Origin of the sequence: Pseudomonas sp. KBN12P06040 (assembly GCF_037574965.1) — a bacterium.
GTDB lineage: Bacteria > Pseudomonadota > Gammaproteobacteria > Pseudomonadales > Pseudomonadaceae > Pseudomonas > Pseudomonas aeruginosa.
On record NZ_JBBELS010000002.1, the window covers coordinates 198,512 to 218,351 of the forward strand.

General features: G+C 56.6%; 30 protein-coding genes. 5 read left to right on the plus strand and 25 right to left on the minus strand.

Features of this window, described 5'->3' with window-relative positions; genetic code table 11:
- Positions 1-6: 6 nt before the first annotated feature.
- The 5 genes from VQ067_RS31470 to VQ067_RS31490 form a co-directional block, all read right to left on the minus strand.
- Positions 7-567 carry a hypothetical protein gene (locus VQ067_RS31470; RefSeq protein WP_019438011.1) on the minus strand — a complete coding sequence of 187 codons (561 nt, stop codon included), beginning with the start codon at positions 565-567 and terminating at the stop codon, positions 7-9.
- Positions 564-905 (minus strand): hypothetical protein, encoded by a 342-nt coding sequence (locus VQ067_RS31475; RefSeq protein WP_010792715.1) that lies wholly within the window; start codon positions 903-905, stop codon positions 564-566. Before VQ067_RS31475 ends, VQ067_RS31470 begins: the two co-directional genes overlap by 4 nt.
- 744 nt (positions 906-1,649) lie before the next feature.
- Positions 1,650-2,105, minus strand: coding sequence for a hypothetical protein (locus VQ067_RS31480; protein ID WP_010792716.1), 456 nt, complete (start codon positions 2,103-2,105; stop codon positions 1,650-1,652).
- Positions 2,106-2,638: 533 nt separating this feature from the next.
- Positions 2,639-3,166 carry a hypothetical protein gene (locus VQ067_RS31485; protein WP_010792717.1) on the minus strand — a complete coding sequence of 176 codons (528 nt, stop codon included), beginning with the start codon at positions 3,164-3,166 and terminating at the stop codon, positions 2,639-2,641.
- Positions 3,167-4,390: 1,224 nt separating this feature from the next.
- A complete protein-coding gene (locus VQ067_RS31490; protein ID WP_121784793.1) occupies positions 4,391-5,032 on the minus strand; it encodes a hypothetical protein in 642 nt (213 codons plus the stop codon).
- A gap of 75 nt (positions 5,033-5,107) precedes the next feature.
- Between VQ067_RS31490 and VQ067_RS31495 the strand changes: the two genes are divergently transcribed.
- Positions 5,108-5,809 carry a YcbK family protein gene (locus VQ067_RS31495; protein WP_021018453.1) on the plus strand — a complete coding sequence of 234 codons (702 nt, stop codon included), beginning with the start codon at positions 5,108-5,110 and terminating at the stop codon, positions 5,807-5,809.
- Positions 5,810-5,824: 15 nt separating this feature from the next.
- Here VQ067_RS31495 and VQ067_RS31500 read toward each other — a convergent pair whose 3' ends face one another.
- The 4 genes from VQ067_RS31500 to VQ067_RS31515 form a co-directional block, all read right to left on the minus strand.
- Positions 5,825-6,487: an OmpA family protein gene (locus VQ067_RS31500; protein WP_010792719.1), complete on the minus strand. Its 663-nt coding sequence runs from the start codon at positions 6,485-6,487 to the stop codon at positions 5,825-5,827.
- 75 nt (positions 6,488-6,562) lie between these two features.
- A complete protein-coding gene (locus VQ067_RS31505; protein WP_010792720.1) occupies positions 6,563-6,844 on the minus strand; it encodes a hypothetical protein in 282 nt (93 codons plus the stop codon).
- An 18-nt stretch (positions 6,845-6,862) separates the two neighbouring features.
- Positions 6,863-7,372, minus strand: coding sequence for a hypothetical protein (locus tag VQ067_RS31510; protein ID WP_010792721.1), 510 nt, complete (start codon positions 7,370-7,372; stop codon positions 6,863-6,865).
- Between the two features lie 86 nt (positions 7,373-7,458).
- Positions 7,459-8,310 carry a hypothetical protein gene (locus tag VQ067_RS31515; RefSeq protein ID WP_010792722.1) on the minus strand — a complete coding sequence of 284 codons (852 nt, stop codon included), beginning with the start codon at positions 8,308-8,310 and terminating at the stop codon, positions 7,459-7,461.
- 120 nt (positions 8,311-8,430) lie between these two features.
- On the opposite strand from VQ067_RS31515, the gene VQ067_RS31520 reads away from it, so the two are divergent.
- A complete protein-coding gene (locus VQ067_RS31520; protein WP_170831735.1) occupies positions 8,431-8,718 on the plus strand; it encodes a hypothetical protein in 288 nt (95 codons plus the stop codon).
- Between the two features lie 9 nt (positions 8,719-8,727).
- Here VQ067_RS31520 and VQ067_RS31525 read toward each other — a convergent pair whose 3' ends face one another.
- The 3 genes from VQ067_RS31525 to VQ067_RS31535 are packed head-to-tail and all read right to left on the minus strand — an operon-like array spanning position 8,728 to position 9,686.
- Complete coding sequence (locus VQ067_RS31525; protein WP_010792724.1) at positions 8,728-9,114, minus strand: hypothetical protein; 387 nt, start codon at positions 9,112-9,114, stop codon at positions 8,728-8,730.
- Entirely contained in the window at positions 9,107-9,406 is a 300-nt protein-coding gene (locus VQ067_RS31530) for a hypothetical protein (RefSeq protein WP_010792725.1), read from the minus strand. Before VQ067_RS31530 ends, VQ067_RS31525 begins: the two co-directional genes overlap by 8 nt.
- Positions 9,399-9,686 (minus strand): hypothetical protein, encoded by a 288-nt coding sequence (locus tag VQ067_RS31535; protein WP_010792726.1) that lies wholly within the window; start codon positions 9,684-9,686, stop codon positions 9,399-9,401. The genes VQ067_RS31530 and VQ067_RS31535 overlap by 8 nt, the downstream gene beginning before the upstream one ends.
- A gap of 168 nt (positions 9,687-9,854) precedes the next feature.
- On the opposite strand from VQ067_RS31535, the gene VQ067_RS31540 reads away from it, so the two are divergent.
- The gene (locus VQ067_RS31540) at positions 9,855-10,676 is read left to right on the plus strand and encodes a glycosyltransferase family 2 protein (RefSeq protein ID WP_121784792.1); all 822 of its coding nucleotides are present in this window, start codon (positions 9,855-9,857) and stop codon (positions 10,674-10,676) included.
- Positions 10,677-10,722: 46 nt separating this feature from the next.
- Here the strand turns inward: VQ067_RS31540 and VQ067_RS31545 are convergent, their stop codons facing one another.
- The 12 genes from VQ067_RS31545 to VQ067_RS31600 all read right to left on the minus strand — a co-directional run bounded on the left by VQ067_RS31545 (position 10,723) and on the right by VQ067_RS31600 (position 17,687).
- Positions 10,723-10,920 carry a hypothetical protein gene (locus VQ067_RS31545; protein ID WP_010792728.1) on the minus strand — a complete coding sequence of 66 codons (198 nt, stop codon included), beginning with the start codon at positions 10,918-10,920 and terminating at the stop codon, positions 10,723-10,725.
- A gap of 33 nt (positions 10,921-10,953) precedes the next feature.
- Positions 10,954-11,619, minus strand: a complete 666-nt coding sequence (locus tag VQ067_RS31550; protein ID WP_010792729.1) for a hypothetical protein — start codon at positions 11,617-11,619, stop codon at positions 10,954-10,956.
- 58 nt (positions 11,620-11,677) lie between these two features.
- Positions 11,678-12,178, minus strand: coding sequence for an Arc family DNA-binding protein (locus tag VQ067_RS31555; RefSeq protein ID WP_019438019.1), 501 nt, complete (start codon positions 12,176-12,178; stop codon positions 11,678-11,680).
- Between the two features lie 106 nt (positions 12,179-12,284).
- Positions 12,285-12,563, minus strand: a complete 279-nt coding sequence (locus VQ067_RS31560) for a DUF5983 family protein (protein WP_010792731.1) — start codon at positions 12,561-12,563, stop codon at positions 12,285-12,287.
- A gap of 60 nt (positions 12,564-12,623) precedes the next feature.
- Positions 12,624-13,193 (minus strand): hypothetical protein, encoded by a 570-nt coding sequence (locus VQ067_RS31565; RefSeq protein ID WP_010792732.1) that lies wholly within the window; start codon positions 13,191-13,193, stop codon positions 12,624-12,626.
- A 23-nt stretch (positions 13,194-13,216) separates the two neighbouring features.
- On the minus strand, positions 13,217-13,681 hold the full coding sequence (locus VQ067_RS31570) for a hypothetical protein (RefSeq protein ID WP_010792733.1): 465 nt from the start codon (positions 13,679-13,681) through the stop codon (positions 13,217-13,219).
- 20 nt (positions 13,682-13,701) lie between these two features.
- Positions 13,702-14,082: a hypothetical protein gene (locus tag VQ067_RS31575; protein ID WP_010792734.1), complete on the minus strand. Its 381-nt coding sequence runs from the start codon at positions 14,080-14,082 to the stop codon at positions 13,702-13,704.
- A gap of 82 nt (positions 14,083-14,164) precedes the next feature.
- Positions 14,165-14,446 carry a hypothetical protein gene (locus VQ067_RS31580; protein WP_010792735.1) on the minus strand — a complete coding sequence of 94 codons (282 nt, stop codon included), beginning with the start codon at positions 14,444-14,446 and terminating at the stop codon, positions 14,165-14,167.
- Positions 14,447-14,679: 233 nt separating this feature from the next.
- Complete coding sequence (locus VQ067_RS31585) at positions 14,680-15,309, minus strand: hypothetical protein (RefSeq protein ID WP_021018455.1); 630 nt, start codon at positions 15,307-15,309, stop codon at positions 14,680-14,682.
- 287 nt (positions 15,310-15,596) lie between these two features.
- Entirely contained in the window at positions 15,597-15,851 is a 255-nt protein-coding gene (locus VQ067_RS31590) for a hypothetical protein (protein WP_019438022.1), read from the minus strand.
- 41 nt (positions 15,852-15,892) lie between these two features.
- Positions 15,893-16,489 carry a glutathione binding-like protein gene (locus VQ067_RS31595; RefSeq protein ID WP_010792737.1) on the minus strand — a complete coding sequence of 199 codons (597 nt, stop codon included), beginning with the start codon at positions 16,487-16,489 and terminating at the stop codon, positions 15,893-15,895.
- Positions 16,490-16,574: 85 nt separating this feature from the next.
- Complete coding sequence (locus tag VQ067_RS31600; protein WP_038405156.1) at positions 16,575-17,687, minus strand: COG3904 family protein; 1,113 nt, start codon at positions 17,685-17,687, stop codon at positions 16,575-16,577.
- A gap of 358 nt (positions 17,688-18,045) precedes the next feature.
- Between VQ067_RS31600 and VQ067_RS31605 the strand changes: the two genes are divergently transcribed.
- Both VQ067_RS31605 and VQ067_RS31610 read left to right on the plus strand, forming a co-directional pair.
- On the plus strand, positions 18,046-18,261 hold the full coding sequence (locus tag VQ067_RS31605; RefSeq protein ID WP_010792739.1) for a hypothetical protein: 216 nt from the start codon (positions 18,046-18,048) through the stop codon (positions 18,259-18,261).
- 8 nt (positions 18,262-18,269) lie between these two features.
- The gene (locus VQ067_RS31610) at positions 18,270-18,470 is read left to right on the plus strand and encodes a hypothetical protein (protein WP_021018457.1); all 201 of its coding nucleotides are present in this window, start codon (positions 18,270-18,272) and stop codon (positions 18,468-18,470) included.
- 125 nt (positions 18,471-18,595) lie between these two features.
- On the opposite strand, the gene VQ067_RS31615 is transcribed toward VQ067_RS31610, so the two are convergent.
- Complete coding sequence (locus VQ067_RS31615; protein ID WP_010792740.1) at positions 18,596-19,771, minus strand: phosphoadenosine phosphosulfate reductase domain-containing protein; 1,176 nt, start codon at positions 19,769-19,771, stop codon at positions 18,596-18,598.
- Between the last annotated feature and the right edge of the window lie 69 nt (positions 19,772-19,840).

Consider the following 19,840-nt stretch of genomic DNA (forward strand, 5'->3'; position numbering starts at 1 on the left):
CGTGTATTAGGCCCGGCGTTTTGTCGTCGGAGATAGTTGTTCGAGGGCGTTCAGCAATCGCTGCGCATCATTCGTGCGGATCTGAACCACCTCTGCGCCACCGGCAATGCCGGCGCGGAGTTGGCTCGGTACTTTCGCTTTGAGCAGCGTACGGACTACTGCTTTTGCCGCGGCGACAGGGCGATCCTTGCGGGGCTTCCTCTGTCTGTCTTCCTCCTGAGCCGCTTCCTGAATCACAGCCATAACGTCCTGGCCTGTGGCCTCAGCAACACGCATTGCCTTGTGTGCTGAGGCAATGGACGCTTTTCGGTTGGCCACCATTTCCACCAGCCCAGTCGGTGCTTTGGAAAACTCAAGTAAGGTTTTCACATGCCGCAATGATCGGCCTGCGATCGCTGCGATCTCGATGTCCATACAACCAGCCTGGCTAAGGTTCATATACACCTGCGCAGCCAGGTGCGGGCGAAGGCCCGCAAGAGCTATCCGGAACGCCTGCACTACTGCTGCAGGAATCGACTCGCCGGAGGTCAGAGAGGTCTTGACCTCTTCATATGGCAGATCTTTCACGCCTCACCCTCCCGCGAAATGATATCGACCTTCGTGCCGGCGCAATCGACTACGTAGGTGTAGTCCTCACTGGTATCGGCGGAGGTGTCAAAAGTGCCCTTGAAGTCCTCGTCGCCGTAGCTACGAGAGCGCGGAACGAGCACCGGGTAGTAGTCGGTGGAATGACGGGTATCGCGGACACCGATCATCAGTCGCTGATCCAGGGTGATGAGCTTCTGCCTTTCCTCGTTGACCTTCACGAGCACGGCCTTCAGGTCGGCGGGCAGAATCTCCAGGTCGAACTGTTGGAGAGCTTCCAGTTGATCGAATAGGGCTTGGAGCTGGTTGGTATGGAACATGGGATTCTCCTTCTGGGAACGTGGAGTAATCCTCACGCCTGCGGGGCTGTGCCAGAACCCCCTTATGGAATGACACAAGGTGTTCTTTTTTCTGGAATTCAGGTCGTTAACTTCCTTAAGGCGAACTGTAATCGCGAAGGAGAGATCAGACTTTGAAGTGGACCTTGGTAGTGGTCACCTTTCTACAAGGTGGTTATGGCACTCCAGCAGGAGTGCAGTACCCCATCGTTTCCGTTACCCCGTACCAAAGCCAGGCCGAATGCGTAACGGTCCTCAACGCCATCATGGATATGTCGGGCTATCAATCTCGGGCGAAGTGCGTCCCGCCGCCGGCAAAGATTCCGGCGAAAGAGGCGGCCGTTAAGTAGATCGGAGTGCGAAAGGGGCCGCCCTTTGGGCGGTCCCTACATTTTCGTGATGTGAGACTGTCTCAGTCTAGTGGAGAGTGGCTGGCGCTCTCAGGATCGGTGCGTAGGGGCTCTCTGCGAGGGGTAGGCGGCGGCGTGTTTTCTTCGCTCTTCTGCTCTCGAGAAGTGCTGGCGTGCGCCGCTGATATTTCTTTGGCGACGATACGAACCATTACGCTATCGGTAATGAGTCCATAGAAGGTGCCGTGCAACTCCAGAGGATGTGCAATTCGATTCAAGAACTGGCTCCGTGTTTCTGATCTCCACAGGGACGAACATACAGCATTGGTGCATGGTCGCCCCTTCAAAAACGGCCACTCAAGGTAGCCCCGTTTCATCATGCTGCTTGGGTTTGGTTCTCAGTGGCACTGCCCTTGACTTTGGCCAGTTTGTCCATGAAACCAGCCAGGGGCATGTCCTGCAGATCGGAAATTCGATCGCGCAGAATCGACCAGCGTTCTTCTTCCTCCATGGCCATGTACTGGCTGCGATAGCGGCATCCATCCAGGATGAGTTCAGTCGCGGTCGCGCGGTCGACTACGAAGACGACCTTGCCATCAAGCTTCAGGTTCTCCCTTGCAAAAACCTCAGAGATGCTGTCTTCCGGGTCTAGCGTGGCGTAGAAGCGGCCGCGGAGAAAGTCACCTTGGAACGTGGTCTGGCCCAGTAGTGGGCGAGCTGCATTCATCAAAATGTGCCCTGAGGGTGTCTCGGTTCCGTGATCCAGGTTGGTAGTAACCGCAACCGGAGCATGGGCCAGGAAGGAAAGCAGGTTGGATTGAGCGTATTGCATGGGGAGGTCCTCTGTCTGGGATAGGCCCAGTATCAGCAGGGAAGGGCTGTGCCAGAACCGCTGTCAGAATTTCACAGGGTCAACTTGACGTGCATCGCTCAAACGCTTCTGTACCTTGGACACATCACTGGTGACGCCAGATCCTGGCAAAGAGAGGCCCCCTTGATACGTCGACTTGCCGTAATGGCAACCCTTACCATCGCTGCCGGTTGCAGCTCCCACGCTACGTCGGAAACTCCCACGTCCTTGAATGGCCAGGTATCCGCGCAGCCCACTCCCTTGACTGCAAGCCAAGCCCGTTCGTTGGCATTCGATGACTGCAATTACATCGTCGACCACCTGGCTAGCACCCACAAAGATTCCGCACGGGCTCGAGCGTTGAATTACTGCATGGGCGTGGACGTCGCTAAGTTCGGCATGAACTGATCTGGTAGATCAGCCAAGAAAAGAAAACCCCGCACCTGTGAAGGTAGCGGGGTTTTTGTTGGCTCCAACTTTGAAATCCAGCAAACCGAAAGGCCAGCTGGTGACATTCAAGCAGCGGATGCGTACTTGGCGTCGATGTTTTGGAACTGATCCAGCATTTCCCGGTAGCTGATCTCGCCGCAATTGTGCCGCGTGATGAACTCCAGGCGCTCGCACCCTTTCTTCCACTCGACCGTAGATGCAACCCGATCGAGGGTATCTGGAGATGCCACCATACGAAAACCGGCGCAGAAGGCGTCTGATACGACTTCGTCCAGAGTTGTGCAGGTGTGATGGGTAATCCAGCCGTGCAGACCGAAAGCCTGGTAGCGGAATTTACCGGGTTCTGAGGCATCAGGAAGAACCAGCGCCCATTGGTTCCCGGACCAATGTTTGAGGATCAACCCTACGCCAACCCGATCCAGTTCGTTGTACAAGGCGGTCAGGGCTTCGTGCCGCTCCATACTTTCCCGGAGCATTTGGCGGACCGAAGGCGATAGACCAGCTTGATCGGCATGGAGGTCTTCGCCATCCCCGAAGGTTTGGCGGACCGCCCTTGCCTGCTCGATGAAGCGATTTCGAAGGTCTTTATCCATGAGAACTCCAAGGGAGCACTCAAGCCCAGGGCATGATGTGCCCCAGGTTGGGTTAGAGGACGCGCCGGCGGATGCCAGGGCGCTCGAACCACGCTATGCGCGGTGTGCTGCTCCTGGCCAACCAGGTTGTCTTCATCCACAGATTGACTTCACGACATGGCCGGCCGGAAAGGCGCACGTCATCAGGCGAGCAGCTTGAGAGTTGCCCGACAGGTCTCACTTCGAGGATTTGAGTAAGTCGACTGTAGTCGAGTCACTCGGTGTGCACGAATGTGCAGTGGTTGGAGCCAGCGGTGACTCCCCGATTGAAAACTGAAACTCAGGTCTCAGCCGGGGCCAGATGAACACCCTAGAGTTCTAGCGCGTACATCTGGTGCTTAAAGTCCAAGGACTCAAGCAGGAAGCATGTTTTTTGTATCACCACGCCCTACCCATCGCAAGTCAAACTGAGGCCTATTTTCTTACTCTAACGCGGTCGAGCCCGGTTTAGAGGTATGTACTGCGAGTGTTCGTCTCTCAGTACCCGGCCGAGGCTCCATCCTTCCTCAAGCGAAGCCAGGTCATCCCAGGCGATCGGGGTCAGACTGGCATTCCACCCTGCCTTAACGTCGCTGGTGTAATGGAGCGATCCATCGGGATGAAGCCGGACTATCAGTGCGTCTGGCGGTGATTGGATGTTGTGTCGACGAGTGAATCGGAAGCAAGCCGAGCATTCACCGCCGCCGGAGCACACATCGAAATGACTACCCCACTGAGCAATGGCCGTATTCATCGATTCCCGAAGCCCTGCAAATGTCCGCGGCCGGAGTGCGCAGCGGGGTTGAGGGTCAATCGAATCGATGCGTAAGCGATTCCTTCCGTCGCCATCAGGGCCACGCGGATCGTAGCTTGGGCCTTCCAGGTATATTGGCACTGTGGTCTCCTCAGGCAGCTGTGGCAATGGTGCTGGTTGGGCAGGAGCGCTCTGCCAGGCGCAGCTTGCGTGCTAGATCCTTGTCCGCTCGCCAATCGCTTGGCGTGTACGAGGCGAACACCGGAGGGCAGCCTGGACGGCTGAAACGTAAGTGTGTTCCCCGGGTGATGGAGATTTCCCAGAGAGGATGTGCTTTCTGTAGTTCTCGGAGACGTTTCATGTGATGGGATTCCAGTTTGAGTACGCCCATCGTGATGCTCGAGGATCTGTGCCACCAGCTGATAAAAATCAGGCCCCGAAGGGCCTGACATTCAGAAGTCGATCGGTGATTCTTGGGGGCAGCGCGCCAGATGCAAGCCGAGTTGAATCGAAGCGATCTCGGCCAGGTCCTCTTTCGTTAGGGGGGCGTCGCCAATCGCCAGGCCAGAACGAAGTACGTGTGCACCATTCTTTGCCTGCCAATCGATCGCGACAAAATGAAGCCCTGGAACTTCGTTGAGCGGAGGAGCAAGGCCCCAGGTCTGCGTGGTCCGCGCGAAGCTGGCCAGGCAAGCGATTACCGTATTTCTCTTGCCTAGATCTCGCTGAGATGCCTCCGGAAGGGAGTCGAATTCGGCGACTGTGCCGAGATACTGCTCGAACGGCTTGTGTTTCGGATCTTGTCGAAGCAGTTCCGCGATGATCCCATCACCACTCACTACAGAGCGATAGAGATCCTGGGAAACCATTGCGGCCACTCGAGGACCGCGGTGAATGTTCACAGAGTAAAACCAGCATCGAACCGCAGAAATGGCTGGGGTTTCTGGGTCCATCTGCCAGCCTGATTTCTCCATAGCGGCCGCGACACGCTTCCGCATCGCTTCATTAAGTTGGTGCATCGAGGTACCTATCATCTGTTTGGGAGCACCGATCTTGGCATTAACCAAGTGTGCCACCAGCTCGGGAAAAGCCACGGTCGTTTTGAGTTGAATGACGCGATGCGCCAGCTATCGTGGGCTCCGACTTTCGGAGTTCATCGGATACAGGCGTTGAAACCATCGACCATTACCCGACGGCAACTGCTTGCAGCATTTCTCGCCGCGCCAGCCGCACTCACATTGAGCCAAGCCCTCGGCAGTGTCCCCTCAGGACGTAAATACGATTGGCGTGTGGTAGCGCTAAACCGAGATCGTTGGCTTGATCTTGAAAGGCCTGATAGCGGTGAGAAGGCATCTTTCTGCTACTTTCGCGGAGGGAAGGGCTGGGACGTTGGTGGATACCAGAAAGCCTGCAGCATTCTGCGAGACGTGAAATTCAAATCAACCGTTCGCATGAGCCCGAAGCTACTTGATCTGCTTTACCTCATCCAGGTCTGGTTGAGGATCAACCGATTGCCCTACAAGATCCTTGTGAACAGTGGGTACCGCACCCCACAGCACAACTCCAAATTGGAGGGCGCAGCCAAGCAATCACTTCATATCAAGGCGATGGCCGCGGATATTCGCATACCAGGCTTGTCCGTCGACAACCTGGGAAAGCTGGCCCAGGCTATTGGCGTCGGAGGTGTGGGCTTCTATCCCACGAAGGGATTCATCCATGTCGACGTCGGCAAGGTTCGAACCTGGCGCGTGGCCGAATCGACCGTCCTGGAGCCAGAACACTGGATTGTGGAGCTACTCGATCCTTCGACCGATGCTCAGTGGCTGGCCAACCTTGCGCCTGATTGGCCAGAACTTGAAATGCTCGCTTGACCTTCAGCAGCCGCCCTAGATCGCGCTTATTCGCAACTCCACCCGGCGATTGGCTTGGCGACCGGCGGGTGTTTCATTTCCTGCGACCGGCATCGAATCGGCCACCCCGCGAATTGCAATCCGGTCAGCCTGAATTCCACCTGCGTAAAGGAACTGTCCAACCGCCTGCGCTCGGTTGTAGCTGAGACGAAGGTTATTTTGGAACGGACCGGTGTTGTCCGTATGGCCGGTGATTTCAATGCGAAGGTTACCTTGGTTCCGCAGCGATTCGGCCAGTCGCGCTAGGGACGGGAAAGCCTGACTTTGCAGATCTGCCGATCCAGTGCTGAACGTAATGTCCGCGGGCGCGCTCACCACGAGTGCCTGGGTGGTGTTCGCATCATCCACCTGCTTTTCAACGGTGAGGCCTGTCCCTTTCAGCTTTGCCTCTAGCTCGCCATGCTTACGGTCGAGGATGAACCCGGTGCCACCGCCGATACCAGCACCAATTGCCGCACCAATGAGGGCTGCACGACTATCGCCGATCGCCGCGCCAATTAGGCCGCCTGCAACAGTCCCTACTACGGCCCCGACGGCGGTCCGGTTAATTTCACGCTCACCGGTCATGGGGTTGGTCGCACAGCCGGCCAGGCAAGCGAGCATTACGAGGACGCTGAAGGGTTTGAGCAGTTTGTTCATGCTGGAGCTCCTTGAGATGGAGCTCCATGTTGATGGTAGGCAAGGTGTGCCAGAAGCAGCCCCTTGCAATACCCCTCAGCAGCCGATTCCTTGCGCCAGGCGATTGCAGCGCAATGCCAGCTTGTGCTGGTAATCGGTCCCGGTGCAGGTACTCTCAAGTCGAATGAGTTGCTCCAGAGTGACTGCCTGGTTACCCGCTTTGTGGACCGCTTCGGTCAGGCTGGTGCACATCCTCACCACGTAGTTTGGCGCGCTGTACTGGGGATGGCGCGAAAAGTCGTCCGCATCGTGGCCTCGTTTGGTCAACGCTTGCTGGATAATGCTCGAGTACGGTTCGTTTACGGATTGAGTGCTCATGGATTGAGAGTCCTGGAATCAGCCAGCAAAGTGAGAGTGGGCCGTAGTATCCACCACACGGTAGGCCACGATTTGAGCGTGTGGGTTGTAACCACTGTGGTTCCAACCGAAGGCCTGTGCACTGCCGGTGTGCCGCTGGCCGTTGCGGAAGATCACTTCGACTTGGCTCGCTTCACTGAGCCCGTGTGGAAGGTGAGGACCTGTGACAGGCGATCCACCCCAGGTTAGGTATCCATCCTGCAGCGCAGCTTGCAGAGCTTGCTCGGCGATTATGTTCTGCACCAGGTCGAACTCGGCGCGTGCTGCTCCATCTCGAGTCTCAAAGATGAAGTCGCCTTCCTTGCCCAAGTCGGTGCGGCGGCGGTCACAGACAATACGCCACTTACCGTCCGGATAGTTGTTGCTGACGCAGCCGCAAGCCCCGCTTGGGTAACGAAGATTGGATACGTACCAGCCTCCATGACGCCACTTCGAATAAAACGGTGTCCAGCTTTGGTCTTGGGTTTGGTCTCGTTGAATCGGTTGCATTATCTACCTCAGATGAAGGCCTTGTTGGATGGAGTAATCCTGAGGGTGACGGTTGTGTGCCAGGGTCCTCAGCACAACCAGAGCGTCTAACGGGTTAGCTTGAAGGGCCACCCGCAGTCGAAATCTGTCTCACCCATTGGCTTCGCCTGAGGTGAAAAGAAATCCACCTGCCGTTCTGCATGATCCAGGGCGGCATCAAGTCTGGGCAACGTTTTGGAGAAACGGGTAGCACTGGTGCCATCGAACGAATGCGCGCCCGCGGCTGCGCAGAGGTGGATTCGTTTCGCGCTGTTCACCCGGCCAATGTGGTAGTAGCAGTTCCTTCGTCTTGCCAGGACACCCCATGCGTTGGCCGTTGCCAACTTCCACTCCGTCGACCCACCAAGGAAGATTCCGCATGCCGGGTTGAGATACTCTCGTACATCGTCGGGCTCCATGCCATCTTGCACCGCCAGCAAAGTCAGGGTGGGAATCCCTGAAAGTCGTTCCTTCCATTTGAGGCTGAACTCCAGTGATCTCATCCCACCGGCCACAATGTCAGGCAGGATGAAAAAGTCGCTTCCCTCGCCGAGCAGGTCGATTGCTCGCCCAAATGCGCGCTCATCAAATGGACGTCCTTGCTGAAATGCTGTCCAAGCGCCGTTGTCCAGGCAGTACCGGAAATCTTCCGTCCGTAATACTCCAGTTGGACTCACCAGCAGTCGCCAGCCAGCCTCACGCATGGCGGCAAGATTCTGCTTGGTACCAGTTCTGCTTGCGTAGGAGACCATCTCGCGGCGATGTACGGGCAGCCGCTCCTCACATTCCGGTTCCAGATCAGCACTGCCATCGAGGTTGTAGTAGTCGGCATAGGCCATAACAGCCTGGGAGTACCCGACTCGGCTTCCCTCCTTGTAGGGGGTCATCCAGCTTGGCGGGGTGAAGGCGGCGTCTTGCATGTTGAGCTCCATGAGCAGAATTCATGCAAATGGTGACTCGCCCTGAGTGTGCCACCAGCCGGTTATGATCAGGATTCGTATGGTTTTGAGGCTGCAAATATGCGCTACCCGAATTCCCTCATGACAACCTATTTCAACGGCTGCGCCGGCGGGCAATCTGAGCCATGCGTCGTTATTTTTCGCGACGAAGAGGTGGTAATCGAATACACCCGCAAGGGGCAACCCTCCACATATCGGGGACACCTGAAGGACGGCATCTACTCTTTGCGGTACTGGCCAGAAGCAGATGGATTTGTTGGGGAGGCCACCCTATGCGCACCAGAGGGGAACCTCATGGACGGAGACTGGTGCGAGCAGGAAGGCGGCAGCAAGGATGTGGGCACCTGGGAAATCGAACTCAGAAGGTAGGGCCGCCGATCAGCGGCCCGGGTGATGCCTCCGGTTCCACTCTTTGATGATCCCTTCCGGAACCTGAGCACACTCAGCAAGATCGTCGATTCCGAGACGTTGGGCGAATCGTTTGATCCGCCAGGACTCGCTCGGGTAGCTTGCTGCCGTGTACTGGGGTTTGAGCCAGTTCAGGGCCTGGGCGGCATTCTGAAAACAACGCCGCCCGCTATAGCCCAATGCCGGGCCGATCACCACGGCTGTGATGGCCAGTCTGTCACGTGGATTGATCGACTCCAGTAGCGTGATGAGAGGGCTTTCCGGCTTCTTGAACTCAGGTACACGTCCTGTCCGAACATACTGGGCGTGAAGCCTGGGATTCCGTGCCATCAGGTGCAGCGCTTTTCGATCAACCATGATGGTCCTCTTCGATCAGATCCTGGGTCGGCAAAACGGTATTCAGGTTCACCCAGCGCACCATCTGAGCGTCGGGAGATTCCCCACCGTAGACTCGCTTCCTCCAGGCCGGGAAAAGGAATTCGCCGCTCTCCTGATCTTCCTTCTCCTCCGCCTGGAGCCGATCAACCTCTGTGTTGGCGATGTACACGATTGTGTTGCCATCTTTCAGGGGCCGGCCGCGGAGCGCCTCGATACCCTGCTGTGCAATCAGTTCAGCTGCGGAGCCTGGAGCTGGGGTCCTCTTAACCATTGAAGTGCCCCTCGACTACATCAAAGCATCCTTCATGGGAGTAAACGTTCACGCTGTTGCCGTTGGGGAATGGCTCGCCCTGGAGGACGATTGCGCATCGCCAGTTTCCCGCGGCGGTGCGCAGAGTGTTCATTACTCGTCCACGAATTGTCGGTTTCAGCATGGACTTGTCATGAGGTGTGAAGATCACGTGGTCCATAGGCTGGACTGGACATTCAAGTGCTGGGACAACGCCGGAGGATTTCAAATCCCTGGGGAGGGTGAGGCTGATTTGCTGCATGTCATGGCTCCTATTTGGTCTAGCCATGATCAGGGGGTTAGGGGAGTGGCAGAAGCGAAGAGTGGTACACCGGGACCGCGAATAGGTTGGAAAACAGCACACCTACTTGGCGTGTAGCAACTAGGTAGTTTGTGGACACTTCCGTTGCCGGCCTAAGCCGGGAACTGAATGGGGAATACTGTGTTTCGACGCCTTTCTTATCTGATCGCTGCATGTGAGGCGGAGGAGTGGCTACCAGGGCTTATCAGCAAACTCCTGGGCCAGGATCACGCCAACGAAATCGAGGTCGTTCTCGCGTCTGATGATGGTGTCGACCTACGTACCAGGCTGCCTAGCGATCCTCGTCTTGTACATTGTCCGCCAGCATTTAGAACCGGGCCGGCCGCGGCGCGCACAAGAGCACTTGTAGCTGCGTCAGGAAGTCACGTTGTTCAGATGGACGCAGATGATGATGTATCGGATGGGTTCGTCGAGGCCGTGATCTCGGCTTTGAAAGTAACCCCTGCTGTCGCTCTAAGGACTGTGTATGTCCGAGGAGGGGAGGAGGTGAAGCGCTTTCAGTCCCCAACGCTGGAGCTGGGCTCACTGTTGGATTTTTATGGCAGCGTCATTTGTGCGGCTCCCAGGAACTGGATCAGGCTCTATCCAGCGGCGATTGCTGAAGACGTAGTTGCGAGCATCGCATTTTTGCACCTAGCGGGAGGGCGGCTGCCAGTAGTGGATGCTGACTACAGAGTGAGGCTCCACCCACACTCCTTCTGTGCCCAGAATGCTTGCTCCTTCACCTCGGCTTATCGGCCAGGAGTGGTTCGTGCGGGTTGGCTGGCACAGGAAGTCGGCTGCCCAGGAATTGAGGCTGCACTGATCCGAATGTACCGCTCGCGGATTGCCATGAGCCGGGCCTACGATACGTTCTTGTTAGGTGGGGGAGAGGGGGACTATCACGACTTTGTGCAACAGCACCAAAATCACCCGGTCATGCCTGCTTGAACGATTAGGGGAGTGTGGGGCTCACGCCCCACAAGAACATGCCCGCTTACCCTTCTTTACGCTTGCGGGCGGCCTGATCATTCAAGGCTGACAGTCCACCGGCGAAGAACGCGCAGATCAGGGCAGCAATGGAGATGCCGACGATAATGTTGGACTCTGCCCAGTGTCCGTACTCCACAACGAAGAATTGAAGGCCGGAAGCGAGTAGGACAAAGGCGATGACAGCGAGAACGCGCAGAATCATGGGGTAGTACCTCTGTAAGATTTATCGAAATTCTCAAGCCGCTGCCGGTGTGCCAGGAGCACTCTCGTCATCATTTTTCACCGCCTGCCTGACCGCCCCTTCGTAGAAGCTCAATGCATCGCCTAGCGCCTGGATTCGAGCCGCCACCCGGGCTTCCCACCCGCCACATCCCTCTGGCTTGGTTTTGAGGAGGTGCAACGTTTGGACAACGAGTTCGCTGGACGACAAGTGGTCAGAGTTTTGATAGGAGAAAATCATCTTGTTGCTGAGCAGCAGCGCTTCCATTCGGTCATCGCTCACCTCAAGAGGAACTATCGGACCTCGAAAAGCAGGGTCAGGTCGGTAGAACGAAGCGATGCCGGCTACAGGCACTGCAGGAGTGCTCGTTACGCGCATTGTTGGGTAGATGCTTTCTGCGTAGACCAGCAGCGACTCCGGTGATGCTTTCGGTCCAGCGATATCATTGCCCAAGCAAACCAATCCGTTGCCGTCATAGGTTGCGACCTGAAGCACCTCTTGGCCGTAGTCCATCCAAACGAAACCGGAGGATTTCTGCCGTGCAGCGATATCGATTACCCGCGCTGGGATCGTGTTGATCTCGACAATTGGCTGGTCATAGGAAGGGCCAACAACGAAGTTTCGACGGAGGGCAAGAGCGGCGCTTTGAGTGCGGGGGCAGATAGAGCGGGAGGATGACATGAGGTGGCTCCAGTGAGTGACTGGAGCCATTACCCCATGAGGTCAGGCGTGGCAGAACCTAGGCAGCGGATCGAGCTGGTTGATCGAGCAGTTGAGCTTGGAGTGCTCCTCCTTGGTCAATAATCGCTTCAAGCAATGCGTTCACCTGGCGCGAGACATTCACCCACCACGCCAAGGCTGTGAGCAGCATGCTGTGGACACTCACCTCATGGGATTTGGCTTGCTCTGCCATTCGGTCCCGAATGTAAGGGGTGTAGCGCAGCATGGTCGAAATCTTGTCCGAAGCCAGGCCGGGCTCTTCGGTGACGACAGGCAGTTTTGCCAGAAGCACCGCGACGTCCGCTTCATCAAGTTGAGAAATCAGCATCTTGCGGATCACTGCGCAGCGTTTCTGGTGGTCAAGCCAAGAGATGAGGCCCATGACGCATTCTGCATTCATGCTCCTCCCATGCTGTTGGGCGAGGTCGGTGAGGCCTTCATGGCACTGGCTGTTGAGGCGGACCATGACTTTGGGGGCGGTACGGGAGTTGCTGTCCTTGTTCTTCATCGCTTCGTCCATACTCCTACTTCTGTGGTACCACGGCCAAGGGTGGCCGTGGTACGCATTGTGCCGGTCGAGCTGGCGGAGTGCCCGCCAAACATCTGAGCTGTAATCCAGGCTGAACTTAGCTCTGGTCGTAAACGGCGAGTCCTTCCACGGTATCGAACTGCTCGTCCAGGCGCACCCATCCGAGACGATTATGCGTATTGAGCCAGTGGCGGATGTCGCGCAGAGCTTGCGGGACGGTCTCAGGCAGGTCTTCGATGTAGAGGAACATTCCGTCCTGGTACACCGCACATACCAGCCAATCATTGTCGTCGCCGTGCTTGGCAAGCACGTCGAAAGTTTCCTTGTCCAGGTGCAGGCAGGATAGGCGCGTGACTTGAATTGTTGGTGCAGGCATCGGGCTAGTCTCAGTTGTTGGTTGGAGAGCAAGGGTCTTGAAAACCTTGTCTATGGAGGGTCAGTCCTGAAGACAGGGTTCCTTCTCAATCAGGCCCCCAATCGCATCAGCCACCCGCTGTTCTGCAAAGCTGTCTTTCGGCAGATGCTCCCAAATCTCGTCGAGTAGAGGGATGCAGGTCTTGACGTACGTTGGCTCGTACTTCCGGGTGGCCCGGAGGTGGAGGTACAGCGCTGAATGAACCTCTGCGACCTTGGGACTGGTGGATGCCAGGTTGGCCAGAGCTACCTCGAGCAGCGGCCGCGAGACAAGGATTGTTCTTGGACCTTGATCACTTGCAAGAGATGCAGTGATCTCCGAGTGGGCTGCGAGTAGCTGAGCGTTCAACCAGTCAGGATAGGCTTCCCCGGGCGGGCAATCCTCTCTGCGGAAACCTGGAGTGAGGATGTCGATGTTCCGGGCGGTTTTGTCCATCACGGCTGCAGGGGCATATCCGCAAACCGCGAAAGCCTGATTGATCAGTGGAAGGTTCGAACCGAACAGAAGGAAATCGCCATCCTCGTCTTGGTTCATCGCATCCACCAGACCTTGAAGCACCTCAAGGGCCAAATTCGACTGCGTTGCATTCATTGCGAGTGGTCCTTGCTACTTGATCAGAGGTGCTGGTGGTGAATTTCTACGTAGCGCTGCAGGTAAGCCTGCTTGCGGGTGGAATCGAGGCTTGGGAAGTGAGACTGATAGTGCAAGCCAACCCACTCTTGAAGTGCTTCTTCGCCGCCTCCCACGAATGAGTCATTGGGGGCGTTTACGGTGATCTCGATGTGATCGCCGCTATCGTCGAGTGAGTCCTCGGTCTTCAGCGACATATTGGTCGTGACGAAGCCATGCGCCGCAGCGAAGCTTGCAGCCCCGGCATGGCAGGCGCATTGGCTGAGCCCATACTTCTTGGCATTGGGGTAGCGGTAGAAAAACTGAATTGCGGCTGCGCCCCGCAGCTTCTGGGTATCGACCAGGACCTGGGCAGGGCCATCGGGAGTCAGCACATAGGCTTCAGCCATGACGGCATCATCGAGGCCGTCATCAGTGTTGAAGACGAGCGTGATTGGCGTAGTGGTCATCATGCCTCCTCTGGAGAGTGTCAAGCAGCGAGGCGCTGCAACAATGCGTTCTGAAGATCGGTTTCGGCTCGGATCACGTCTCGGATCGCCACCCTGGACGAAGGGCGGATGAATACGTGCTCAATGGCGGAGTGGATCAGGAAGTAAACAGGCTCCCCGCGGTAAACGCCCTTCCAGTAGGTGACGTGGTAATCGTCCCGCAGACGCAGTCCACGCCCGTAACCGAGCTGTTGCTCAAGTTCCTCAAGGCCGGTGACGTGCTTCGCCAGCGATTTGAAGGTGATCTTGCGCGCAGCCTCGACCAAGTCGCTGATGGCTTGTCCTTTTGATCGTGCGGACTCGCCGTCATGAAGGTCTATGCACCGCGTGTAGTATTCAAACGCCTGGTTGCTGGTGGACATGGAGATGCTCCCTTATTGGATTGGAGACATCTTCAAGCGCGTCAGGGCGTGCCAGAACCCCAGGCGGCTGAGCCGGGGGGACTCAAAGTTGAGTGATCGTCTGGTTCTCCACCTTGAGCCTTCCGGCGACGTTACCTCGACCGGAAATCCGGATTAGCTCCCAAACTTCGGAATGACTCGAGCTACTGGCATCGTCATCCAGCCTGTCGCAACGACCTAGGTAGAGGTTTCGGCTACCCAGGAACTCGGCGGTAACGGACTCGGCCGTGCGCTGGATGAAATTTCGAACCTGGATGCGTTCGCCGGCGAAGTCCAGGGATGAACCATGCTGTGCCACATAGGCTTCGAGTTGTGTGGAAGGCATTGAAGCTCCGGATAACAGTACGTACTGGCGGTGGCCAGTGTTCCGATTGTGGGAAGGGATTCAAGTGAAGTGAGGGTGCTGAAATTCAAGGCGGCCCTCATCCCGATGAATATCAAGGGTGTGATTGAGGAGAGTTGGCCAGGTTTGGTGCAGAACCCGGCCATTAGGGGAGGGGAAAATGCAGGGGGCAACAGCACGCGCTTGCTGCCCAAATGCATGTCAACACGCCAGAGTTAGTCCCAGCCGGCGTGCTCCACGGCCTTGTTGAAAGTATCCGCGACCAGGTGGGCCAGCTCCTCGTGCGTGTCTGCCTTCGGATGCTGCAGGCCGTCTGTAACGATGGCCTTGTGTTGCCAGGCCCAGGCCTTGCCCTTGTCGGCGAAGATGATTGCGCGAGCTTCGGCGATCCAGAATCGGAACTCAGCTCGCACTTGCTTGGGATCGTCATTGTCCGGAACCTTTGGAACCACCCAGGCGGAGAATTGGCGACTCCGGATCGAATCTACCCAGCGGAGGTCGTCCTCGATGTCCATTCGGAACAGGTAGGTATCAGGCAGGACAAGCTTCTGTTCCAGGATCGATTTGATCTTGCCGGCAACATAGCGCCCATGATCCTTGATGTTCCCCTTGAGTGCGTCACGAAGCTCCTGCTTCGAAAATCGGCCTGCCATGTGCGCAACGCACTGGCCATCCCGCATGACCGTAGTAAACCGACCGTCTTTGTTGAAGACGATGCGCGCTTTCTCATAGCTGTCGTGGAAATGGTCGCCGCAGATTGCTTCCAAGGCTGCGTAGGTGGCCTGCATGCTGGACAGGCCGATCATGTCCGCTTCCTTCTCGGTGATAGGTGCAGGTACGTTCATCTTCAGGTTCCCCGTGGTGTGTAATTGGAACCATCTTCCCCGCCGGTTGAGTGTGCCAGAAGCACTGTAATGGCCCGTTTTCCAACCCCTGTCTACCGAGGCAGGCGGTTGAAGATTGCACGTGAGCAGAGCGGGGGATGTTCTAGTCCCAAATGGGGAAGTGAACGGCAGGTTCAAATTCAGGCCCCCAAAGCAGGGACCGGAATGGCACGGGAGCCGCCAGGAAAGCATCGCGGAGTCGAGAATTGGTTCAACCTCACACAAGCCGACTCATTGAACCCGCTTGGTCACTTTTGATTGAACTGGTGTAGAAGGGCGCGGAGGTGGGCAGCCGCCTTTTGCTTCAGTGCCGAGAATTTGCATCGAAGGATGTGCAGCGGCAGATCGCCGATCAGACCGTCAATGAAAGCCAAAATCCAGTAGCGAATGTTGTCACACGAGGTCGGTGGCGGGTCTTTGTAGTGGCTATGGACTTCGGGGGCTACAGCAACGGCGTGAGCTGCATTGTCGAGAGCAAGGTGTAGCTTCTTGCAGATTTTCATGGCGGCACCAGTAGTGCGGCCTCAGAGAGGCCGCATAGGACTTAAGCCAGCTTTTGCTCTTGCTCGGAAAGGCTGGCGATGAAGCTAGGGCGGTTGAATATGCGCTGGCAATATTCGGAGATTCCGCGAACCTTTGTCAGGTTTATCCCAAGGGACTTTACCCGCCAAAGGAGAGGGGCGAGGGTGCAATCAGCGACCGAAAGTTCGTCGCTCATGAAGTATTTCTTCTGCTCAAAGAGCGGTGCCAGCGCCAGCAGAGTGCTTGCCAGTTCCTTGCGCGAATCGGAACAACCATCTTGGGTTTTGTCCAAGAGCGGATAGAGTTCCCGGTGGATACGGCGAGCCAGCATGCGGGTATGGGCGCGGGCAACGGTGGTGCTGGGTAAGAGCGCCGGATGCGGGTAGCGCTCCTCCAGATACTCGACAACCATGTCCACCTCATGAAGTGCGAGGTCGCGCTCAGCCAGCGCGGGTGCCTGCATCGTGGAACCGAACTGAGCCATCAATCGTGCATTGGCTGGTACTGCGACATCTAAGATGCGAGCGTCGATTGCCTTTTCTGCCAGCACCAATCGAACGATATGGGAGAGGTAGCAGGTGCTGTTGGAGAAGAAGGTTAGGGTGTTCAGTTTGCTCATGGCTTTTCCCCGAGGTGTTGTTTGCGATGGGGAAATTTTCAGCTTGGTTGGTGTGTGCCAGAACCATCCGCGAAAAATAATCCAATCAAAGCCGGGCAGCCAGTCGTAGCCTTTTCCCTTGGCAGAGCTGAATAAAGCTACCGATCATGGACGAGGCGCCATCCACCTCAACGTCGAATCCAGCCCGAAGATCAGTCCCGGATTTGCCGTACCGGAACCCAACAGTCCTGGCTCGCGAAATTGCCATCAATTGCTCTGCGGAAGGTTCTGTTGTGAATGTCAGGAATCCGTTCCGGAGCTCAGGATTCAATTCGGCCAAGGCTTGGCCGGTCGGAGCCCCATCGACAGTGAGTGTGATGGTATCCATTCTCCGGAGCAGCGAAGGGGAGTACCAGGACTTGAAAAGGGCAGCTAGTTCGACACTGGCATCTTGACTGCAGGCCAAGGCGATCTTACCTGTACCCTGCACCTTCTCCTGAGTCCCCACCAGTACGATGGCTCCCTGGACCTCTTCGATACCCCACCGCGCCGGCAGTTCACCCGCATTGATCAGGCCCAGGTCATAAGCCTCCTGCGGAGTCAGATACCGCATGCTCTCACTACCAGCCGAGACCATACGGTCCATTAGACTCAGGCTAACTCCCATTGCGCTGAGGTGAGTTGCGATCAGTGTCGACGCGACCTGCGCCAATGACAGGTCGTTTGCTTGCTGCCCGGCAGCCCGATAGAAACGGTGTACGCCCATCTTCGAATCCTCATCCAGGAAGCGAAAGCGCCCCCCAGCGAATGCAAATGGGCAACCGCTCTCACAGCGACCAGGTTGTGGAGTGCCCGCAGAGCCTCGTCGGCCTACTCTCGTTGAAAAGCCTCGTTCTCGAATGAGTTGGCCGAGTTCAATTGCGGCAACCAGGTCCCCGCCGAGCGAGTTGAAGTAGACCATTCCCAGGCCTGCCCCATTGAGATTGCCGACGCGCTTGAATGCTTCCACCGTTGGCTGATGGATATAGCCGTCGATGTAGATTTCAGGGAATCCGCCATCCTCAGACGGTTTGAGGAACGTCACTGCTGCAGGCTGAAGGCGCGGATCGTCCGCCGGCACCGGAGCGGGGGAGGCAGCCAAGTTGATGGAGATGCCGGCTAGAAGAATGGCGATGATGCTTTTCATGTTGTGGCCGTAGTAATTGATCGCATTCAGCATGCGTGCTTACGGCCAGTGCCAGAAGCGTAGCGATCCTGCCATTCAATACCCGGAAGCCCAAACCAAAGCCGCAGTCTGGAATCCATACCCTAGTTACCGTTGCCGACTGACATTCGGGTAGGAGTTGTCGGTGTCTGGAGCCTTGTTATGAGGTTGCATTCCCTATCGCTGTGAGATGATCGGTACATGGAGTGGGGACTGGGCGAACAGCCGTTATCCTGGCTCCCAGTTACTGAGGAAACCGCCGACTACTGACCCTCCAAGTCGCTGCCGAGCATGTTCAGCGAAATGCCTGGAGCGAGGCTTCTGGCAGATCAAGGTGGCACTCTCGGCGATCTCATCACATAGGAAAAAGCCAATGAGCATCGAGCGTGAAGAATTAGATGGTTTTGAGGTCGCTTACAGCGTACAGGTCGACAACAGTCGGATGCTTGAATTGTTAGTTGACGAGATTGAAACAGGTGACTGCTTCTGGCAGATCACGAATTCCTGCGGACAGATTCTGGACCGCTCCGATCGTTATGAGGATCAGGCGCACTGCCTCCGTGACGGTCTGAACAAATCGTTGGCATAGGAAAGCTCATGAGCACAAAAGAACCCGGATCTCTGGAAACCGAGGCATCACAGGCCGCGAAGGAATTGAGTTCAGTGTTGGCAATTGGTGGAGCTCTCACCATCGGCGATTTACCGATAATTCGCCGTCGATTGGATGAGGTCATCCAGGCAACGAATGCTGCCATTCAAGCGTGCGAACAGCATCAATCCGGCCAAACCGTAGAGTAGAAATTTTGACAGCCCAGCCTGGCCCCATCGAAAGTCGATGTAAGAGGATCTACCGAATGCCTGAACAAGCCAGCGGTTAGGCTGACTTTCGAATGCCAGTGGCCGTTGAGATAGGGAGCCTGGCCTCAGAAGGGCCAGGCGTGTTCTTGTGCATCGATCTGCTGAACAGGAATCAGCAGGCCTGAGGCTTGCTGTTCGAAAGTAGGGGAGAGGCCCTTACCCTTCGCCGCGGCCTTGGCCATAAGCTCCTCGTACCGGACGATGATGCTTTGTGCATCTCGATAGTTGATGGCCAAGCCAAGTTCATCGGCAACAGTGCATCGCACCTCGGCAAGCAGTTCGGCCTCCCCGTGGGTAGGTACCGCAACAGGCCATCCCTTCACATACAGCAAGTGCTTCGGAAGGCGAGCCTCCGCATTTTGGCGGGTGATGGCCTTACGCTTTGCATCCTCCAGAGCCTGGCGCATGTCTAGCGTCAAGAGATCAGGCCTCACGTCTCCCAGCCATTTACCGGATTGGAACGAGAAGGTGGATGCGATTTCGAGCCCGACCATTTCCCTGTAAATGTCGTGGTTCCCTTCATACCCAGTCGACGACTTCAGGTCCCCTGCCGAAGCAAGCACGCAAAATGCGCAACTAATCCTGGTCATGTTGTAGGTGGTGTAGCCGACGTGCCTGGCCAGTCCGTATGACTCGATGAAGTCGATCACCTCGTCCCGCTTCATATCGATGATCGCGTTCCAGGTCGCCCCCTCCTTACCCCGGGTGACCAGCGTGCTATCCGGCTTGCTTACGGGTTGCTTTGCCCGGTTCGCGCTTTCTTCGCGTCGCACACCCACCACGTTGATTACGTCCTGGCCGGGAAATCGTTTCTTGAGGGCGCTCGCAATCGGTTTTGCTTTCTTTTCGGAAGTGCAAAAACGCATCGAGGCAGTAGACCAGGGCAGGATCATCTGAACGCACTCGAGGTCGATGTAGCGCCTCACGTTGTTATCAAAGCGCGTCAACCAGCGATCCATCATGTCGCCGCTGCCGGTACGCACGACCAGAAGCTCCCATCCCAGGAACTCTGCCATCTCCTGGCACTTCGGAAGGCTCTGATCCCATTCAACACGGCCTAAGTCCGCATGCACGGCAATGCGGGGGCCGGTATGGCCGATCGAATTGAGATGTTCGTGTACGGCCAGTTGGCAAGCCTGACTGTCTTGGCCACCGCTGACTCCGACAGCAACTGCAGCATTCGCTGCCAGCAATCTGTCGATGTCAGGGGTGGTGCTGATGAAGCGGCGCAGGAAGGACATTTCGTTGATCCTGTGATGAAAGTGTTGGTCACAGGATCAAGGGGTTGGAAGTGTGCCAGAAGCAGGCCA

Excerpts from the sequence above, each read along its gene's own strand:
- VQ067_RS31475 (WP_010792715.1), bottom strand. The coding sequence starts at position 905 with ATGTTCCATACCAACCAGCTCCAAGCCCTATTCGATCAACTGGAAGCT.
- VQ067_RS31480 (WP_010792716.1), bottom strand. The coding sequence starts at position 2,105 with ATGCAATACGCTCAATCCAACCTGCTTTCCTTCCTGGCCCATGCTCCG.
- VQ067_RS31485 (WP_010792717.1), bottom strand. The coding sequence starts at position 3,166 with ATGGATAAAGACCTTCGAAATCGCTTCATCGAGCAGGCAAGGGCGGTC.
- VQ067_RS31500 (WP_010792719.1), bottom strand. The coding sequence starts at position 6,487 with ATGAACAAACTGCTCAAACCCTTCAGCGTCCTCGTAATGCTCGCTTGC.
- VQ067_RS31505 (WP_010792720.1), bottom strand. The coding sequence starts at position 6,844 with ATGAGCACTCAATCCGTAAACGAACCGTACTCGAGCATTATCCAGCAA.
- VQ067_RS31510 (WP_010792721.1), bottom strand. The coding sequence starts at position 7,372 with ATGCAACCGATTCAACGAGACCAAACCCAAGACCAAAGCTGGACACCG.
- VQ067_RS31515 (WP_010792722.1), bottom strand. The coding sequence starts at position 8,310 with ATGCAAGACGCCGCCTTCACCCCGCCAAGCTGGATGACCCCCTACAAG.
- VQ067_RS31520 (WP_170831735.1), top strand. The coding sequence starts at position 8,431 with ATGACAACCTATTTCAACGGCTGCGCCGGCGGGCAATCTGAGCCATGC.
- VQ067_RS31525 (WP_010792724.1), bottom strand. The coding sequence starts at position 9,114 with ATGGTTGATCGAAAAGCGCTGCACCTGATGGCACGGAATCCCAGGCTT.
- VQ067_RS31530 (WP_010792725.1), bottom strand. The coding sequence starts at position 9,406 with ATGGTTAAGAGGACCCCAGCTCCAGGCTCCGCAGCTGAACTGATTGCA.
- VQ067_RS31535 (WP_010792726.1), bottom strand. The coding sequence starts at position 9,686 with ATGCAGCAAATCAGCCTCACCCTCCCCAGGGATTTGAAATCCTCCGGC.
- VQ067_RS31540 (WP_121784792.1), top strand. The coding sequence starts at position 9,855 with ATGGGGAATACTGTGTTTCGACGCCTTTCTTATCTGATCGCTGCATGT.
- VQ067_RS31545 (WP_010792728.1), bottom strand. The coding sequence starts at position 10,920 with ATGATTCTGCGCGTTCTCGCTGTCATCGCCTTTGTCCTACTCGCTTCC.
- VQ067_RS31550 (WP_010792729.1), bottom strand. The coding sequence starts at position 11,619 with ATGTCATCCTCCCGCTCTATCTGCCCCCGCACTCAAAGCGCCGCTCTT.
- VQ067_RS31555 (WP_019438019.1), bottom strand. The coding sequence starts at position 12,178 with ATGGACGAAGCGATGAAGAACAAGGACAGCAACTCCCGTACCGCCCCC.
- VQ067_RS31560 (WP_010792731.1), bottom strand. The coding sequence starts at position 12,563 with ATGCCTGCACCAACAATTCAAGTCACGCGCCTATCCTGCCTGCACCTG.
- VQ067_RS31565 (WP_010792732.1), bottom strand. The coding sequence starts at position 13,193 with ATGAATGCAACGCAGTCGAATTTGGCCCTTGAGGTGCTTCAAGGTCTG.
- VQ067_RS31570 (WP_010792733.1), bottom strand. The coding sequence starts at position 13,681 with ATGACCACTACGCCAATCACGCTCGTCTTCAACACTGATGACGGCCTC.
- VQ067_RS31575 (WP_010792734.1), bottom strand. The coding sequence starts at position 14,082 with ATGTCCACCAGCAACCAGGCGTTTGAATACTACACGCGGTGCATAGAC.
- VQ067_RS31580 (WP_010792735.1), bottom strand. The coding sequence starts at position 14,446 with ATGCCTTCCACACAACTCGAAGCCTATGTGGCACAGCATGGTTCATCC.
- VQ067_RS31585 (WP_021018455.1), bottom strand. The coding sequence starts at position 15,309 with ATGAACGTACCTGCACCTATCACCGAGAAGGAAGCGGACATGATCGGC.
- VQ067_RS31590 (WP_019438022.1), bottom strand. The coding sequence starts at position 15,851 with ATGAAAATCTGCAAGAAGCTACACCTTGCTCTCGACAATGCAGCTCAC.
- VQ067_RS31595 (WP_010792737.1), bottom strand. The coding sequence starts at position 16,489 with ATGAGCAAACTGAACACCCTAACCTTCTTCTCCAACAGCACCTGCTAC.
- VQ067_RS31600 (WP_038405156.1), bottom strand. The coding sequence starts at position 17,687 with ATGCTGAATGCGATCAATTACTACGGCCACAACATGAAAAGCATCATC.
- VQ067_RS31605 (WP_010792739.1), top strand. The coding sequence starts at position 18,046 with ATGAGCATCGAGCGTGAAGAATTAGATGGTTTTGAGGTCGCTTACAGC.
- VQ067_RS31610 (WP_021018457.1), top strand. The coding sequence starts at position 18,270 with ATGAGCACAAAAGAACCCGGATCTCTGGAAACCGAGGCATCACAGGCC.
- VQ067_RS31615 (WP_010792740.1), bottom strand. The coding sequence starts at position 19,771 with ATGTCCTTCCTGCGCCGCTTCATCAGCACCACCCCTGACATCGACAGA.